Source organism: Sphingopyxis alaskensis RB2256, assembly GCF_000013985.1.
GTDB lineage: Bacteria > Pseudomonadota > Alphaproteobacteria > Sphingomonadales > Sphingomonadaceae > Sphingopyxis > Sphingopyxis alaskensis.
The window spans coordinates 743,952-758,975 of sequence record NC_008048.1; the positions used below are offsets into that span (position 1 = coordinate 743,952).

The window sequence follows — 15,024 nt, forward strand, 5'->3', positions numbered from 1 at the left end:
TATATGATAAACGATCGAGGCAGACAACAGGCGGGATTGGGGGTGGTGGCTGTCGAACCACAGACCGCCGCGATGAAGGATGGACGATGAAAAAGCTCGGGTTTCTGGCCGCCGGACTGTTTTCGCTTTTCGCGCAAGCGGCCGACGCGAGCGAGCCGCTTTTCGTCCCGGTTCTTACGGTTGATTTTCCCGACCCGTTCATATTGCAGAACGGCAACGAATTTCTGGCCTACGCCACGAACGCCACGGGTGACCGCGCCAATGTCCAGATGGCGCGATCAACCAACCTTGTCGACTGGGTCCAGATTTCGGACGGCAGCAAATTGCACGACGCCATGCCGACAATGCCCGACTGGGCACGCTCAGGATTTACATGGGCGCCCGAAGTGTTGAAAACCGACGCAGGTTTTGTGCTGCATTTTACCGCGCGGGACAAAAGGAGTGACCTTCAATGTTTGGGGGCCGCATTCAGCGCCAACCCTCTGGGCCCGTTTGTCTCGACGGCGAAAGAGCCGCTTGTGTGCCAGACCGACTTGGGCGGCACGATCGACTCCCACGCCTTTCGCGACGACGACGGGCAGTTATATCTTTACTACAAGAATGACGGCAACAACCCGCAGTTCGGAAAGCCGACCGACATCTACGTCCAGCGGCTTACCGCCGATGGGCTTAACGTTACGGGCGAAGCCGTCAGGCTGCTGCGAAACGATACGCCCTGGGAGGCGCATGTCATCGAAGCGCCGACGATGGTTCGGAAAGATGGAAGCTACACACTTTTCTTTTCGGCCAATCATTTTGGCTGGGAACCGAACCAGCGCCTGTCCCCCTATGCGGTTGGCTATGCCACATGCGAGGGCCCGATGGGCCCCTGCACCGATGCACCCAACAACCCGATCCTGAACAGCTTTCATGACAAAAGGGCAGGCTGTTTAAGCGGTCCGGGTCATCAGTCGGTGTTCGATGTGGGTGATCGTTCGTTTGTGTCGTTTCACGCGTGGGCGGCCACCAGCGGTTGCCGCAAGTTTGATAACAAACGTTATATGTATATCGCGCCGCTGCTGTGGGGGGATGGCAAGCCGCAGCTCGGCGTCAGCCTGAGATCGCCTCCGGTGCAAGGCAAGCGCGCGAAATAAAATCCCAATGCGGCGGCATATGCTCGGCCATTTGTCGATAGCTTGATCGCATTTTGTCAAGCATGTCGCGTGCAATGTCGGGATCGATCGCATTCACCGCCGGGTCGGTTTCGGCGGGACGTATGCCTTGTCCCAACAGCACGGCAACCCAACTGGCGGTTCCGAACAATTCTCTCCCTTCGCGAAACAGGCGCCCTTTCGATTGCCAAAGCCCGAACTTTGCAGCCAGACCATCGGGGACATCCATCGTCCGGCAATCGTTCCAGAAATCGGAATCGTCACGCCGGGTCGCCTTGTAATGCAGGATTATGAAGTCGCGGGCGTCTTCGAATACATCGGCCATCTGACGGTTATATTCGTTCCTTTCGACGGGATCGAAGCGCCGGTCGGGAAACAGGGCAAGCAGCTTGGCGATTCCGCTCTGAATGAAATGGATGCTGGTTGATTCAAGCGGTTCGACAAAGCCGCTCGACAATCCCAGGGAAACGACATTGGCGTTCCAGGCCTTGCGGCGCCGTCCGGCGGTGAAGGACAGATGTTTTGGATCGGCAAGACCTTTGCCTTCAAGGTTGGCGACGAGCAGATCCTCGGCTGCGCGGCGCTCCAGATGTGCGCTCGAATAGACGAGACCATTGCCCATGCGGTGCTGAAGGGGGATGCGCCACTGCCAGCCGGCCGATCGCGCGGTGGAGCGGGTAAACGGCTCGGGAGGGCTTGCCAGGCCGCATGGTACGGCGACGGCGCGATCGCAGGGCAGCCAGTGGCTCCAGTCTTCATAGCCCGTACCGAGTTGCTCCTCGATCAGGAGGCCGCGAAATCCGGAGCAATCGATGAACAGATCGCCTGCGATATCGTTTCCATTGGCCAGTTTGACCGACCTGACGTGCCCGCTTTCGGGATTCAGTGATGCGTCAACCAGCTTTCCCTCGATACGGATCACCCCGTTCTTTTCCGCATAGCTGCGCAGAAATCGCGCATAGAGACCGGCGTCGAAATGGAAGGCGTAGGCCAGCTGCGAGAGGGGAGGGCGCGCAGTGGGTCCGGGGCGGGCAAAGCGACCAAGCTCTGCCGCGGTCGCACTCATCGACCAGTGCCGAATGTCGGGCAGGGGCTGCCTCGCCGTCTCGCGCAGGTAAAGTTGGTGGAATGCAACACCGCGAAAATCCTGGCCATGGGGGCCGAACGGATGGAAATAGCGTTCTCCGACCGCGCCCCAGTCGACGAACTCAATACCGAGCTTGAACGTATCGCGCGTCGCGGAGAGAAATTCATCCTCGTTGATACCGAGCATGGAGTTGAATGCAATCAGCGGCGGAATGGTCGCCTCGCCGACCCCGACCGTGCCGATCTCGTCGGATTCGACCAGGATGATTTCGATCGATCGCTCCAGCAAAGCTGAAAATGCCGAGGCCGCCATCCATCCCGCGGTTCCGCCGCCGACTATGACGATTTTGCGAATGGCGTGGTCAGACATGCCCTCAGTTCCCGGCCACGGCCCGAAATGCATCGGCGATTTCGTCGGTCATTGGCGAAGTCGCGGCCCGGCCGCTTCGCTCAGAACCGAAACCGGACCCCACCCGACAATACCGACTCCTCAAACCGGGTTACCATCGGAAAAATCTCCGGGTCGCTTGGAATGCCACCCGGATAATTGATCCGAACGATGTCGGACTGGAATGGGTTGTCGAGGATATTGGTCCAGTCGAAAAATACGGTGAAATTGTCCGTAAAGGCGTAGCTGCTCGACAAATCCAGTCGCGATACCGAGTTGCCTCGACCTTGCAGCGTGAAGAAGCCATCGCGCTCGGCGCGATCCGCTTCGGGGAAGCTGCTGCGGTAATTATAGGCCAGGCGCACAGAGAGCCCGCCACGCTCGTACAAGCCAACGAGATTATATGTCCATTTCGACACATCGGGGATTCGTGTCCGCAATGTGGCCGCATTGGGCGCTCCCGGCCCTGCCACGCAATCCGCATTGGCGGTCGTGGGACAGAAGAAACCGAAGTCCGCCTTGGCGTCGAGATAAGTGACGTTCGCCTGCGCTCCCAATCCGCTCAGCGCGCCGGGCAGAAAATCGAAGAAGCCTGAAATCTGCGCCTCGACACCCTTGATCCGCGCATTGCGTGTGTTGACCGGTCCCGAAATGACCAGAGTGCGGCCGGTTTCAGGGTCTGGCTCGGGAAATTCGAAGGCGCGATTGGCAATGAAGCCCTGCATATCGCGGCGAAATACGCCGATCGAGGCGAATCCGGTCCGCGAGAAATAATATTCGAGGCTTGCGTCATAATTGTCGGAGTCGAGCGGTTTCAGGAACGGGTTCCCGCCCGACCCGGTGCGAATGCAGTCGGTCTGGCCCGGGGCGCAAGGCGTTGCGGGCGAAAGCCTGAGCGCCGGATTGAGCTGCGCGAAGCTTGGCCGGGTGCGCGTTTGCGTAAAGGCGAAGCGCGCCTGCACCTCGGGTGAAAATTGAACCCGCAGGTTGGCGCTCGGCAGCCAGTCGGTATAGGCATTTTTGAAGTTGACGGGGACGGGCCCCGCTGTGGTGAAAAGCGTGCCGGAGGTTTTCGTTTCGGTGCGGACGGCGCGCAGGCCGATCTGACCGTCGATCGTCGTTTCTCCCAGCGCGAGTTCGTAATTGGCACTGACATAACCGGCGTAGGATTTTTCGTTTATGTCGAACGTTCTGCCAGCATCTATTGGGGGACCGTCAACCGAACCAGCGCCGGTAAGGTCGATGTTGAACTGGCGAAGTTCGATCAGGTTATCGTGCACGCTGGCAAATGTCGGGCCAAACCAGCTGACCGGGAAGGGCGCATTCTTGTCACCACGGAAACCGCGGGGCTGAAGCACATAATCGAGCGGTACGGCGCTAATCGGAATGCCGCGGTCGCGCAGGTTCCAGTAAAAGTCGCCCGCCCGCGCGGACGCGTCGCGGTCGACGAAGCGAACGCCCCAGTGGAGCGCGGGAATGAAACTGATACCGGTCGGCTCATACTGAAAATCCAGCCGTGCCTGCCAGTCGTCACCGCTTGCGGTCAGATGATCTTCGTAGAAACCCCGGTAGTTGTAGATACCGGGATTGGTTGGATCGATCCCTCGAACCTGGAAGGTCAGTCCGGAACCACCCGGCTTGCCGGTGAACCAGTCGACCGAGTAATCATTAGTATTGATCTCGTAATCAACACTTTCGGTCCGGAGATCGAATGTACTGTCGGTGCGGGCGACATCAGCGGTGATCCGCAGCGGCCCCACATCCCAGCGACCGCCGACGGCGAACTGGTACGTGTTCGTGTCGCGCTTGGTCGCGCCCTGGAAACCCCACGTCTGATTGCCGCCACAGCATGCCGTTGGCCGATTGACGGTACCGCTGATGATCTGGTTACCATCGAGGACGATATTCTCGTAAGACGCGCCGCCCCAGAGCGGCTGTGCCCACATCCGGTCGGTCGCCCGTTCGCGAAAGCCTTGCCAAAGACCTTCGACATAGATTTCGAGGTCGGGCGAGGGACGCCACTGGAGGGCGCCATTTATCGAGGGTCGCCATCTCTCCGCTTCGGCATACTGGATTTCAGGCCAGTCAGGCGAACGCGCCCCGGCGAGGTCGGCAATGAAGAAGCCGTGACGCCGCACCGAGTCACGATAGTGCATGCGTGTGTAGGAGAAATTGATCAAAGCCCCGATCTCGCCCTCGCCGACGTCCCAGCGATCTGAAAGAAGCAGCTGGGCATTGGGCTCGAGATCGCGAGACTTATCCGGATATACGCCCCATACCGAGCCTGCAATTTCGGAGTCGGCGAAATCGAAAGGCCGTCGTGAGCGCACGTTGACCAAACCGGCGATGCCCGGCTCGACAAGCTCGGCACTCGATGTCTTGAAAACGTCGATCGCACTTATCCCGCCCGCCGGGAAATCCTGCAGCGCGACCGACCGTGTTTCGGCGGTGAAGATCTCGCGACCATTATAGGTTGTCGTGTAGTTGAAGCGGTCAAGTCCGCGAACGAGCACGCGATTGGCCTCGCCGCCCCGGCGCTCCACCTGGACACCTGGAATGCGCGCGGCGGTGTCAGAAACTGCGATATCCGGCAATTTGCCAATATCTTCGGCCACGATCGAGTCGACAATTTTGTCGGAGCGTTGCTTTGTGCTCTGCGCCGACTGAAGCGAAGCGCGGAAACCGGTGACGACGATAGCGTCCCCTTCGCTGTCGGCAGAATCCTGCACGGGAGGGGCGTCCTGCGCCGAGGCGACAGTCGCACACAAAGACATCACTGCCAGCGATGCCGTGCAGCGAGCGATTGTCCTGTAGCGCATATATCTTCTCCCCCAAAAGTTTGGGCCGCATTCCCGGCTCTTGCGAAGGCTATAATCGATCGATCCGCCTATCAGCAAGTCATTTGTATGATTTATATTATCCAAGGTCAATTTTTGAGGCGACTGTCACCATTCTGCCACGCTGCCATCTGCATGCCGCCAGATTGGATTCCGCCAGCGATGACGGTTTTTGGCGGCTTCGCGCACTTTTATCTCGTCGATTTCAATGCCGAGGCCCGGTCCTTCCGGAATAGCCAGGAAGCCCTCTTCTGGCGTCAGAACGTCCGGATTTGCGCAAAAGCTGAGCAGGTCGTGCGTTTCATTATAGTGGATGCCCAACGACATTTCCTGGATGATGACGTTGGGCGTGCAGGCCGCGAGCTGAAGGCATGCTCCGAGCGCAAGAGGACCAAGCGGGCAATGCGGGGCCACCGCCACGTCGTAAGACTCGGCCATTGCCGCAATCTTGCGGCATTCGGTCAAACCACCGGCATGGCTCAGGTCGGGCTGGATGATATCGACAGCGCCACTCGCGAGGAAAGGTTTGAAGTCCCAGCGCGAATAAAGGCGTTCGCCCACCGCGATCGGGGTACTCACAAGTCCGGCCAGCTGCGAGAGCGCCTCGGGATTCTCGGATAATATGGGCTCCTCGATGAACAGAAGTCCAAGCGGTTCGAGCAGTTTTGCGAGCTGCTTGGCCATGGGTCTGTGGACCCGACCATGAAAATCCACGCCCACGTCGAGCCCTTCATTCTGGGCCGCACGAACACGCTCCACCACGTCATCGAGTTTGGGCGCGGTCAGATAATCGATCTCGGACGTGGCGTTCATTTTTATTGCCGTGAATCCCTGTTGTCGCCGAGCCTTGGCCGCGTTGGCGATATCATCGGGTCGATCGCCGCCGATCCACGCATATGCGCGCACCTTGTCGCGAACCTTGCCGCCAAGCATCTCCCACGCCGGAAGCCCGTAATGTCGTCCCTTTAGATCCCACAAAGCCTGATCAAGGCCAGCGAGCGCCGACATCAGGACCGGCCCACCCCGATAAAAGCCTCCCCGATACGCGACTTGCCAGATATCCTCTATTTTCCGGGGATCCGCGCCGATGAATCGATCCCGCATCGCGTCAAGTGCGCCGTCCACGGCTTCGGCATGGCCTTCCAGGCTGGCTTCGCCCCATCCGATTGTGCCGTTGTCGGCTTCAATTCGTACAAACAGCCAGCGTGGCGGGACATGAAATGTTTCTATTCGGGCAATTTTCATAAAGACGGGCTCGCTTCCATCACGACAAACGCGGATTGCACATTTATATGATAATACATATAGCGCAATAGATATCGGGATTTCGTGCCAGCGACGGCGGCGACATCGAACGCGATCTCTAACGAATGAAATGGAGCAGGTCGCTTGGACTGGAATGAAAAATATATCGCGGTCGACTGGGGGACGACCAACAGGCGCGCGTGGCTCGTCGACCCTAGCGGCAATGTCTCTGCCCGGTTCGCGGACAATTTGGGGTTAATGGCGGTTCCACCTGGCGGCTTCGAGGCCGCCGCGGCCGATATCCGGCAACAACTCGGACCCTGGCCGATGTTGCTCGCGGGGATGGTGGGTTCGGATCAGGGCTGGCAGCAGGCGCCTTATGTCGCCTGTCCGGCGAGCGCGAAGATGCTCGCCGACAATATCGTCTGGATCGACGACAATCGCAGCGGAATCGTGCCGGGTGTCTGCCAGACTTCCGGCCATCCGGACGTGATGCGGGGCGAAGAGGTGCAGGCAATCGGTGCTGTGAACGGCAGCCTTGTGTCGCCGGACGCTTACATCTGTCATCCGGGAACCCATGCGAAATGGATCCGGTTGGAGCGTGGGCAAATAGCCGGATTCACGACGATGATGACCGGCGAGTTATTCAATCTGCTCCGGACGGGCAGCATATTGTCACCGCAAATGCAGTCGGAGGCCGTAGACGGGGATCCGTTTCGAGCAGGCTTGGACGCAGCGTTCAGCGGAGCATCGCTGTCGTCGGCCCTCTTCACCGTGCGCGCGCAATATCTGTTGTCGAATAGGCCGGGCGACGGCGCCTCCTATGCCAGCGGGCTGCTTATTGGCAGTGACGTAAGAGCCGGTCTGGCTCAGGCCAGCCCCGGCGAAGAAATCGCCCTCATCGGGCGTGCCGACCTGACCCGTCTCTATGCTCTGGCCATCGAATCGGCAGGACATGGATACCGGCTCATCGATGGCGATCGGGCCTTCCTGGCCGGTATCGCGGCCATTGTCCCGTATCTTGAAAAGGAGCGAATTTCGTGAGCCCAGCCGTCGAAGCATTCCATCGTTACCGCGTTGAATGCCCCATCATTGCCATTTTGCGCGGCATTGCGCCGGACGAGGTTGTTCGGGTCGGCGAGGCCCTCCTTTCCGCTGGAATCCGGATTATCGAGATACCCTTGAATTCGCCCGATCCGTTCGAGAGCATTCGACGCCTTTCAAAATCAGTGGGTGGCCAAGGTCTGGTGGGTGCGGGAACGGTGCTGGACGTCGATCAGGTCGCGCGTGTGGAGGAAGCAGGGGGGCGGCTCGTCGTGTCACCCAACACCGATGCGGCCGTGATCAAAAAGACTGTTGTTGCCGGACTGGTGTCCGTCCCCGGTTATTTCACGCCGTCGGAAGCGTTTGCGGCCATTGCCGCTGGCGCGCACGGCATCAAATTATTTCCGGCCGAGGCTGCCACGCCCGCGGTGGTGAAGGCGCAGCGTGCGGTATTGCCGAACGATGTGCCGCTGCTCGTCGTCGGCGGCGTGACCGCGGACGACTTTGGCCGATGGCTGGCGGCAGGCGCTGACGGCTTTGGCCTTGGCGGTGCTCTCTATCGCGCGGGCGACACAGTGACTCAGGTTCATCAACGCGCGGCCCGGTTTGTGGCTACGCTCAAACCGGGGGCGCGCCAGTGACCCTCCGCATTGCGCTGATCGGCTTCGGCAAAATCGCGGAAGACCAGCATCTCCCGGCCATCGCTGCCAACCCCGATTTCGAACTCGCGGCGATCGTTTCGCTCAACCGTCCCAGCCATATTCGATGTCCCGTCTTTTCCACGGTTGGCGACATGTTTGCGGGCCTGCCAGGGGGCATCGACGCCGTCGCCATTTGCACCCCGCCAGTTCCGCGCTTTGCAATTGCGTGCGAGGTCATCACTGCGGGTCTCCCCGTGCTGTTCGAAAAGCCGCCCACCGCCACCCTGGGGGAACTCGACTATCTGATTGCGCTTGCCCGCTTGCGAAACGTTCCGATCTTTACAGCTTGGCATTCGCAATATGCAGCCGGCGTGCCGGTCGCCGCGCGGGCCCTGAAAGGGGAGGCCGTTACAAGTCTTACAATGCTGTGGCGCGAAGATGTCCGCAAATATCATCCCGGACAGCAATGGATATGGCAGCCAGGAGGGTTTGGCGTGTTCGATCCCGCGATCAATGGTTTTTCGATCCTCAACAACATCCTGGACGAGCCGCTCCTGGTCAACCGGGTATCGATGCTGTTCCCGGCAAACCGGCAAACGCCCATTTCGGCCGAAGTTCTTTTCCATGGAGACGATCGCAAAGCCATACTGGACTGGCGTGGCGGGGATGAAGATGAATGGAAGATCCAGATTGAAACGGCGTCGGGCAAGTCGGTTCGCCTGATGGAAGGGGGCGCTCAACTCGAGATCGACGGCGCGCCGCGAAGTTTGCCGCCGCGCAGCGAATATCGCGCCATCTATGAGGATTTCGCCGACGTCGTGCGTCGCCGGTGCAGCAAGATCGATCGGGATCCGCTGCGTATCGTTGCTGACTGCTTTCTGGCCGCCGAACGAAATGCGGGGGACGATTTTGCCTGAAATTGGCCCTCCCTTTCAATGTTTTCGGTTGTATGCATGTCCGCGAAGAGCTGGAGGGCAGTTGAGTGACTGAGCAAACGGGATTGAACACGTCGTCGGCGATGGGTCGAAACCTGACCTACGGCATGCTGGATCTGCTGGGTAAAGCGATCGTAACCGGCCAATATGACGACAGGGTCTTTCCGACCGAAGCCGAACTGGCGAAGCAATATGACGTGAGCCGTTCGGTCGTTCGCGAAGCGGTGAAGATGCTGGGTGCAAAAGGACTGCTCACGGCGCGGCCGCGCAAGGGAACGACAATCCAGTCGACCGACCGCTGGAACCTGTTCGATATCGATGTGCTGCGCTGGCTGCTGGACCGGAAGTTCTCGCTCAGCCTCTTGCGGCAATTCTCGGAATTGCGCGAGGCCATTGAACCGGCTGCTGCGGCGCTCGCGTCGAGCGCGCATTCTCCGGAAGGTCTTGCGGCAATCGAGGCCGGTTACGCGCGAATGGAAGCCGCGGAGCGGAACGAAGACGACCCTCTGGAGGCGGACATCGCGTTCCATGTCGCGATTTTGCAAGCTTCGGCCAATCCCTTCTACGCGCAGTTTCGCGATGTCGTCACCACGGCGCTTCGAACGTCGATCCGGTTCACCAACCGGTTCAAAGGGCGAACCGCAAGTCTGCCGCAGCACAAAGCCGTGCTTGACGCGATCGCCAATCGCAGACCGTCCGAAGCCAAGGCGGCCATGGCAGCGCTGATTGCAGATGTCATGGTGCTGATCGCCGAAGCCGAAAGAAACGGATAGATGCGCTGCGCTGCCAATGTGGGCGCCATTCTGGGCGAGGGCCCTTGCTGGGTTGTGCGCGAGCAAAGCCTTTTTTGGACTGATATCAACCAACCCTGTCTTTTCCGCTGGAACGAAGCCGAGGGCGTCACGCGCCTGCCGATGACGGAGCGAATTTGTTCGATCGTTCCGCGCGCCTCCGGCGGATATTTTGGCGCTGGATATAATGGCTTGCTCGCGATCGACGCGAAATTTGTCGCAACGCCCGTCGGCAATCCCGAAGCTGATCTGACCGATAACCGCTTCAACGACGGCAAGGTTGACCGCGCCGGCCGCTTCTGGGCCGGGACGATGGACAGCAAGGAAGTGCATCCCAGCGGCACGTTATATCGGGTCGATTTCGATCTCAGCTGGAAAGCAATCGACACCGGCTATCGCGTCACCAATGGCCCGGCATTCAGCGTTGATGGCCGGACGATGTATCATACCGATAGCGCGATGCAGAAAGTTTACCGCTTTGCGATCGATGCCGAGGGCAATGCAGCCGAACGCGAGACATTCCTGCAGTTCAGTCATCACGACGGATATCCTGACGGCATGACGATTGACGCCGAGGATTGTCTCTGGATCGCCTTTTGGGATGGCTGGTGTATCCGTCGGTTCTCGCCAGATGGCAAACTTCTCGCCGAGATTCCGGTTCCTGTGGCGAGGCCCACGAGCGTTGCCTTCGGTGGCGCGCAGCTCGACCAGATCTTTATAAGCACGGCATCGCGGGATCTGACCGAAGCAGAGCTGGCGGGTCAGGCGAACGCAGGCGGACTATTTACCGTTCGTCCGGGTGTCCGGGGCGTTGCCGAACTACCGTTCGCCGGTTGATCTCCTGCATTTCCGCCAGGAGTTCGTTTACCCGTCGCTCGGCATGGGCCAGTGCAACGCTCACCGGCTTGGTTCCCGCCACCGCCGCTTCGAGTTCCTCTCCGATCAGCCCTTGGATTGCGGACTGGCGCTGCACGAAATCGGGCAATTGCTGGCCGGTCGCGGCCATTGCCGCAATGTCCCTGCGATGCGGTTGTGACGTAAACGAAGGCGAAACGAGCACGTCGCGAAATGCGGGAAGATGACCGGTGCGAACCCAGTCACCGTTATATTTGGCGATGAAAGCGAGAAAACGAGCAATTGCACGGCGTTCAGCAACGCTCCGCTCGTCAGCAGGCACCACCCAGGCATGTCCATCGACAAACGCCGCATTCTTTCCCCAAAGCCGCGGGAACGGAGCCACGGCATAGCCGTCGAGCCGCGAACCAGGCGCCTTGGACGCTTCATGATAGGGTCCGATCATCCAGGTTCCGGTCGGGAAGATGCCTCCCTCGCCGTTGAGGAAACTGGCTGTCGCTCCGGGAAAATCCTGGGATGTCGTCAGCTTCTCGGCGTTGAGTGCGCGATACATTTCGACGATCTCGCGCGCCTGCGGCGTGTTGAGTCGGATATGACGGCTGTCGGGAAAAATGACAGCGTCCTGCGCGAGCAAATAGGTGTAGAGATTTGCTACGAGATAGTCGGGTGCGCTCACCTGCGCCTGAATGAGATAAGGCTTGCCGGTAGCCCGTTTGAATTTGCGCGCCTGATCGAGCAGTTCCGCAGGCGTATTGGGCAGTACCGGCCTGCCATCGGCCATAAGGCCGGCCTTTGCCATCAAGCCAGTGTTGATGTGCCACAGCCGCCCAATAGTGTCCCATGGCAGCGCATAATATCTGCCGTTTTTCATTGCGCCGCGTTGCGCCGCCGGGGTGAGGGTGCCCGTGTCTATTTTGGCCTCGGCCAAGAGGTCGTCCATCGGTGCGAGCAATCCCCTGGCCTGGTAATCGGAGATTACGGATTGGTGCATCGTCACCAGATCGGGCGGATCGCCCGCGGCAATCTGGGCGGCCAACTGCGGATAACCCGGCCAGGCAACGACGTTGACCTTTACATGGATGTCCGGGTTTTCGATCACGAACCGGTTGAGAATCGTGGTCAATATCCCGCATTCGGTTTCGGCCTTGGCGACGTCGGTGGCGGTTCCGTAGATTGCGCCGCATTCGCCGAAAAAACGCTGGATGACCAACGTCGGCCGGTCATCGGTCTGGCCGCAACTACCGGTCAGAAGCACTGCAAGCGCGGCCAGAACGATATTCGCGCGCCTCACCGGGTCGCCGCCCCGGCCATCGCGCCGACAATCTGTTTCTGAAAAATGATGTAAACGATCAGGATCGGGATGGATGCAAAAACGGCTTGCGCCATCAGAAAGCCCAGCCCGCTGGTTTGCGCATAGTTCATCTGCGCCGATGCCAACCCGACGGTCAGCGTGTATTTGTCGCTGGTGGTGGCGGAGATGAGCGGCCACCAGTAATCGTTCCAGGATCCGAGGAAGGTGAAGACGCCCAGCGTCGCCTGTGCCGGAAACGACAGAGGCAGCAGAACCTTCCAGAAAATCGCGATCCGCGAAGCCCCGTCGAGCATTGCCGCCTCATCGAGATCCCTGGGAATCGCACGGAAATACTGGGTCATGAAAAACACCCCGAAGGGCGCGGCCAGCCCTGGAAAAATCAGGCCGGGATAGCTGTTGTGCCAACCGAGCGCCGCAAATAACTGGTGGCGCGGAAGGATCACCGCCTGTTCGGGGATGGCAAGCCCCAGCAACACAAATATGAACAGCGTCCGGCGAAAGGGAAAGTCGAGGCGCGCAAAGCCGTACCCGGCCAGCGAGCAAAGCATCAATACGCCGACAGTTGTGCCAGTCGAAACGATCAGGCTGTTGAGCAACCAGCGCGGCACATCAGACCCGGTCATTATGTCGCGGTAATTGTCGAGCGTGTAGGGCAGGGACAGGGCGGATGCACTGTCGCGCATGAGATCGCTGTTGCTCTTGAGCGACAGCAGCAGCGTCCAAACCAGCGGCGCAACCATGATGGCTGCGCCCAGCAACACGCCGACCAAAGCGGGCCATGGGAGGCGATTGCGATCGTTCGCCGCGCTCATCGAGACGCCCCTTCATCGCGCGTGCCGAACCAATATTGTCCCAGTGTCAGCGCGAGAACCAGCACGAACAGGACTTCGGCGGCGGCGACGGCGTAGCCAAGTTCCCATCGGCCGAACGCAATTTCATAGATGTAGAGAACGATCGGCCGCGAACTGCCGCTTGGTCCGCCCGATGTAAGCAACTGCGCCTGCCCGAATATCTGTAGCTGGGCAGCGGTCTGCAACATGACCACCAAAATCGTGGTGCGGCGAAGCGAGGGAAGCGTGATCCGGCGAAACACGGTCCATCGACTGGCGCGATCCAGCGCCGCCGCCTCGTACATGTCCTGCGGAATCTGCTGCAAGCCTGCCAGAAACAACATCATTGGCAGCCCCAGGCCCCACCAGATCGTGGTGAGCGCGATCGCAGGGACGACCAGATCGGGGTGACTGAGAAATGGCAGCGGCTCCATCCCCAATGCGGTTAGCAGCTTCGCGATCAACCCGGCGTCCGGGGTCAGGACAAAGCGCCAGATCAGGGTGACGATCGTGACCGAAAGCACCGACGAGGAGAAGAACAACCCCCGAAATATTGCCGCCGCACGCGTTGCCCGGTTCAGCGCCAGCGCAAGCATCAAGGTGATGATCGTCAGCGCCGGCACGATCATCAGGGCCAGCAGGAATGTCGTTCCCATCGCCTGGTAGAAGACCGGGTCGCCGAAGAGGCGGGCGTAGTTATCCAATCCGATCCATTGGCGCGCCCCGAAAAGATCGGCGCGGTGGAAACTGATCCACGCGCCCATGATAAAGGGGACGATCAGCAGGAAGCTGTACGCCGCCACGAACGGCAGGACGAAGGCATAACCCCCGAGCCGGTCGCGCGCCGTCATGCAGGCGTGCCTGCATGATGACCCGTGCCATCCTGTGCGAACAGATGCGCACTGGCGCCATCGATCAGCAGGCCGATGCGGTCGCCCATCCGTATCATGCTGTCGCCCCGATCGACGGCAGTGATTTCCGACCCGTCGGCGAGCTGTGCGTAAACAAGGGTGCGGTCGCCCAGCCGTTCAACGATGATCGCCACGCCGTCGAGGGTGCCGGTGCCAGGCGCGGAAATGGTCACGGATTCGGGCCGCAGTCCCAGCTCGATATTTTGATCGTCACGAATAGCGTCACAGGCCACCAGGGTCGCAACCTTCGTGCCGTCTGCAAACCGGACGATGGCAGTCTCGCCGCTGGTCGGGTCAAGCGAAACCGGCAGCATGGTCATCGCAGGCGAGCCGACGAAGCGCGCGACGAAGCGGTTGGCGGGGCGGCTGTAAATGTCCATCGGCGTGCCGATCTGCTGGATTCTCCGGTCGTTCATCACCACAATACGATCAGCCAGCGTCATCGCTTCGGCCTGATCGTGCGTCACCATGATCACGGACGCATCGACCCGCTGGCGCAACTGGGAAAGCTCGACGCGCGTGCGGTTGCGAAGCGCGGCGTCAAGATTGGACAGCGGCTCGTCGAGAAGGAACAGCTTGGGCGCTTTGACAATAGCCCGGCCAATTGCCACCCGCTGACGCTGGCCGCCCGAAAGCTGGCCAGGCTTTCGGTCGAGCAACCGGTCGATCTCGAGCGTTGCCGCGACCGTTTCAATTCGGTCGGTTATTTCATTTGCCGGCACCTTGGCGTTGCGAAGCCCGAACGCCATATTCTCGCGTACGGTCATATGCGGATACAGCGCATATTGCTGGAAAACGAGCGCCACACCGCGATCACCCGGAGCCAGCCTGTCGATCCGCGTGCCATCGAGCCACACTTCGCCGCTATCCGCTGTTTCCAATCCGGCGATGATGCGCAGCAAAGTCGATTTGCCGCTGCCCGACGGTCCCAGAAATGCAATGAACTCCTTGCGCTCCATTGCAAGCGACACGCCGTCGAGCACATGAATGCTACCGTA

The 15,024-nt window shown here is 59.9% G+C and carries 13 protein-coding genes; 6 read left to right on the forward strand and 7 right to left on the reverse strand.

Features of this window, described 5'->3' with window-relative positions; genetic code table 11:
• Positions 1–86: 86 nt before the first annotated feature.
• Positions 87–1,133, forward strand: a complete 1,047-nt coding sequence (locus tag SALA_RS03710) for a glycoside hydrolase family 43 protein (protein ID WP_011541049.1) — start codon at positions 87–89, stop codon at positions 1,131–1,133.
• On the opposite strand, the gene SALA_RS03715 is transcribed toward SALA_RS03710, so the two are convergent.
• The 3 genes from SALA_RS03715 to dgoD all read right to left on the reverse strand — a co-directional run bounded on the left by SALA_RS03715 (position 1,090) and on the right by dgoD (position 6,707).
• Positions 1,090–2,607 carry a tryptophan halogenase family protein gene (locus tag SALA_RS03715; protein WP_011541050.1) on the reverse strand — a complete coding sequence of 506 codons (1,518 nt, stop codon included), beginning with the start codon at positions 2,605–2,607 and terminating at the stop codon, positions 1,090–1,092. The genes SALA_RS03710 and SALA_RS03715 overlap by 44 nt on opposite strands.
• Positions 2,608–2,687: 80 nt before the next feature.
• Positions 2,688–5,444: a TonB-dependent receptor gene (locus SALA_RS03720; protein ID WP_011541051.1), complete on the reverse strand. Its 2,757-nt coding sequence runs from the start codon at positions 5,442–5,444 to the stop codon at positions 2,688–2,690.
• 126 nt (positions 5,445–5,570) lie between these two features.
• Entirely contained in the window at positions 5,571–6,707 is a 1,137-nt protein-coding gene (dgoD, locus tag SALA_RS03725; protein ID WP_011541052.1) for a galactonate dehydratase, read from the reverse strand.
• Between the two features lie 144 nt (positions 6,708–6,851).
• Here dgoD and SALA_RS03730 point away from each other — a divergent pair, with 144 nt between their 5' ends.
• From SALA_RS03730 to SALA_RS03750, 5 genes are all read left to right on the forward strand, one after another.
• Positions 6,852–7,751 (forward strand): 2-dehydro-3-deoxygalactonokinase, encoded by a 900-nt coding sequence (locus tag SALA_RS03730; protein WP_011541053.1) that lies wholly within the window; start codon positions 6,852–6,854, stop codon positions 7,749–7,751.
• Positions 7,748–8,392 (forward strand): 2-dehydro-3-deoxy-6-phosphogalactonate aldolase, encoded by a 645-nt coding sequence (locus tag SALA_RS03735; RefSeq protein ID WP_011541054.1) that lies wholly within the window; start codon positions 7,748–7,750, stop codon positions 8,390–8,392. The genes SALA_RS03730 and SALA_RS03735 overlap by 4 nt, the downstream gene beginning before the upstream one ends.
• Positions 8,389–9,309 carry a Gfo/Idh/MocA family protein gene (locus SALA_RS03740; RefSeq protein WP_011541055.1) on the forward strand — a complete coding sequence of 307 codons (921 nt, stop codon included), beginning with the start codon at positions 8,389–8,391 and terminating at the stop codon, positions 9,307–9,309. The genes SALA_RS03735 and SALA_RS03740 overlap by 4 nt, the downstream gene beginning before the upstream one ends.
• Before the next feature lie 101 nt (positions 9,310–9,410).
• Complete coding sequence (locus tag SALA_RS03745; protein WP_041383071.1) at positions 9,411–10,100, forward strand: FadR/GntR family transcriptional regulator; 690 nt, start codon at positions 9,411–9,413, stop codon at positions 10,098–10,100.
• On the forward strand, positions 10,101–10,955 hold the full coding sequence (locus SALA_RS03750) for an SMP-30/gluconolactonase/LRE family protein (protein ID WP_011541057.1): 855 nt from the start codon (positions 10,101–10,103) through the stop codon (positions 10,953–10,955). It begins immediately after the preceding gene.
• Here the strand turns inward: SALA_RS03750 and SALA_RS03755 are convergent.
• The 4 genes from SALA_RS03755 to SALA_RS03770 are packed head-to-tail and all read right to left on the reverse strand — an operon-like array spanning position 10,903 to position 15,009.
• Entirely contained in the window at positions 10,903–12,264 is a 1,362-nt protein-coding gene (locus SALA_RS03755; RefSeq protein ID WP_011541058.1) for an ABC transporter substrate-binding protein, read from the reverse strand. The genes SALA_RS03750 and SALA_RS03755 overlap by 53 nt on opposite strands.
• On the reverse strand, positions 12,261–13,097 hold the full coding sequence (locus SALA_RS03760) for a carbohydrate ABC transporter permease (protein WP_011541059.1): 837 nt from the start codon (positions 13,095–13,097) through the stop codon (positions 12,261–12,263). The genes SALA_RS03755 and SALA_RS03760 overlap by 4 nt, the downstream gene beginning before the upstream one ends.
• A complete protein-coding gene (locus SALA_RS03765) occupies positions 13,094–13,966 on the reverse strand; it encodes a carbohydrate ABC transporter permease (protein WP_011541060.1) in 873 nt (290 codons plus the stop codon). Before SALA_RS03765 ends, SALA_RS03760 begins: the two co-directional genes overlap by 4 nt.
• On the reverse strand, positions 13,963–15,009 hold the full coding sequence (locus SALA_RS03770) for an ABC transporter ATP-binding protein (RefSeq protein WP_237700919.1): 1,047 nt from the start codon (positions 15,007–15,009) through the stop codon (positions 13,963–13,965). Before SALA_RS03770 ends, SALA_RS03765 begins: the two co-directional genes overlap by 4 nt.
• Positions 15,010–15,024 lie beyond the last annotated feature (15 nt).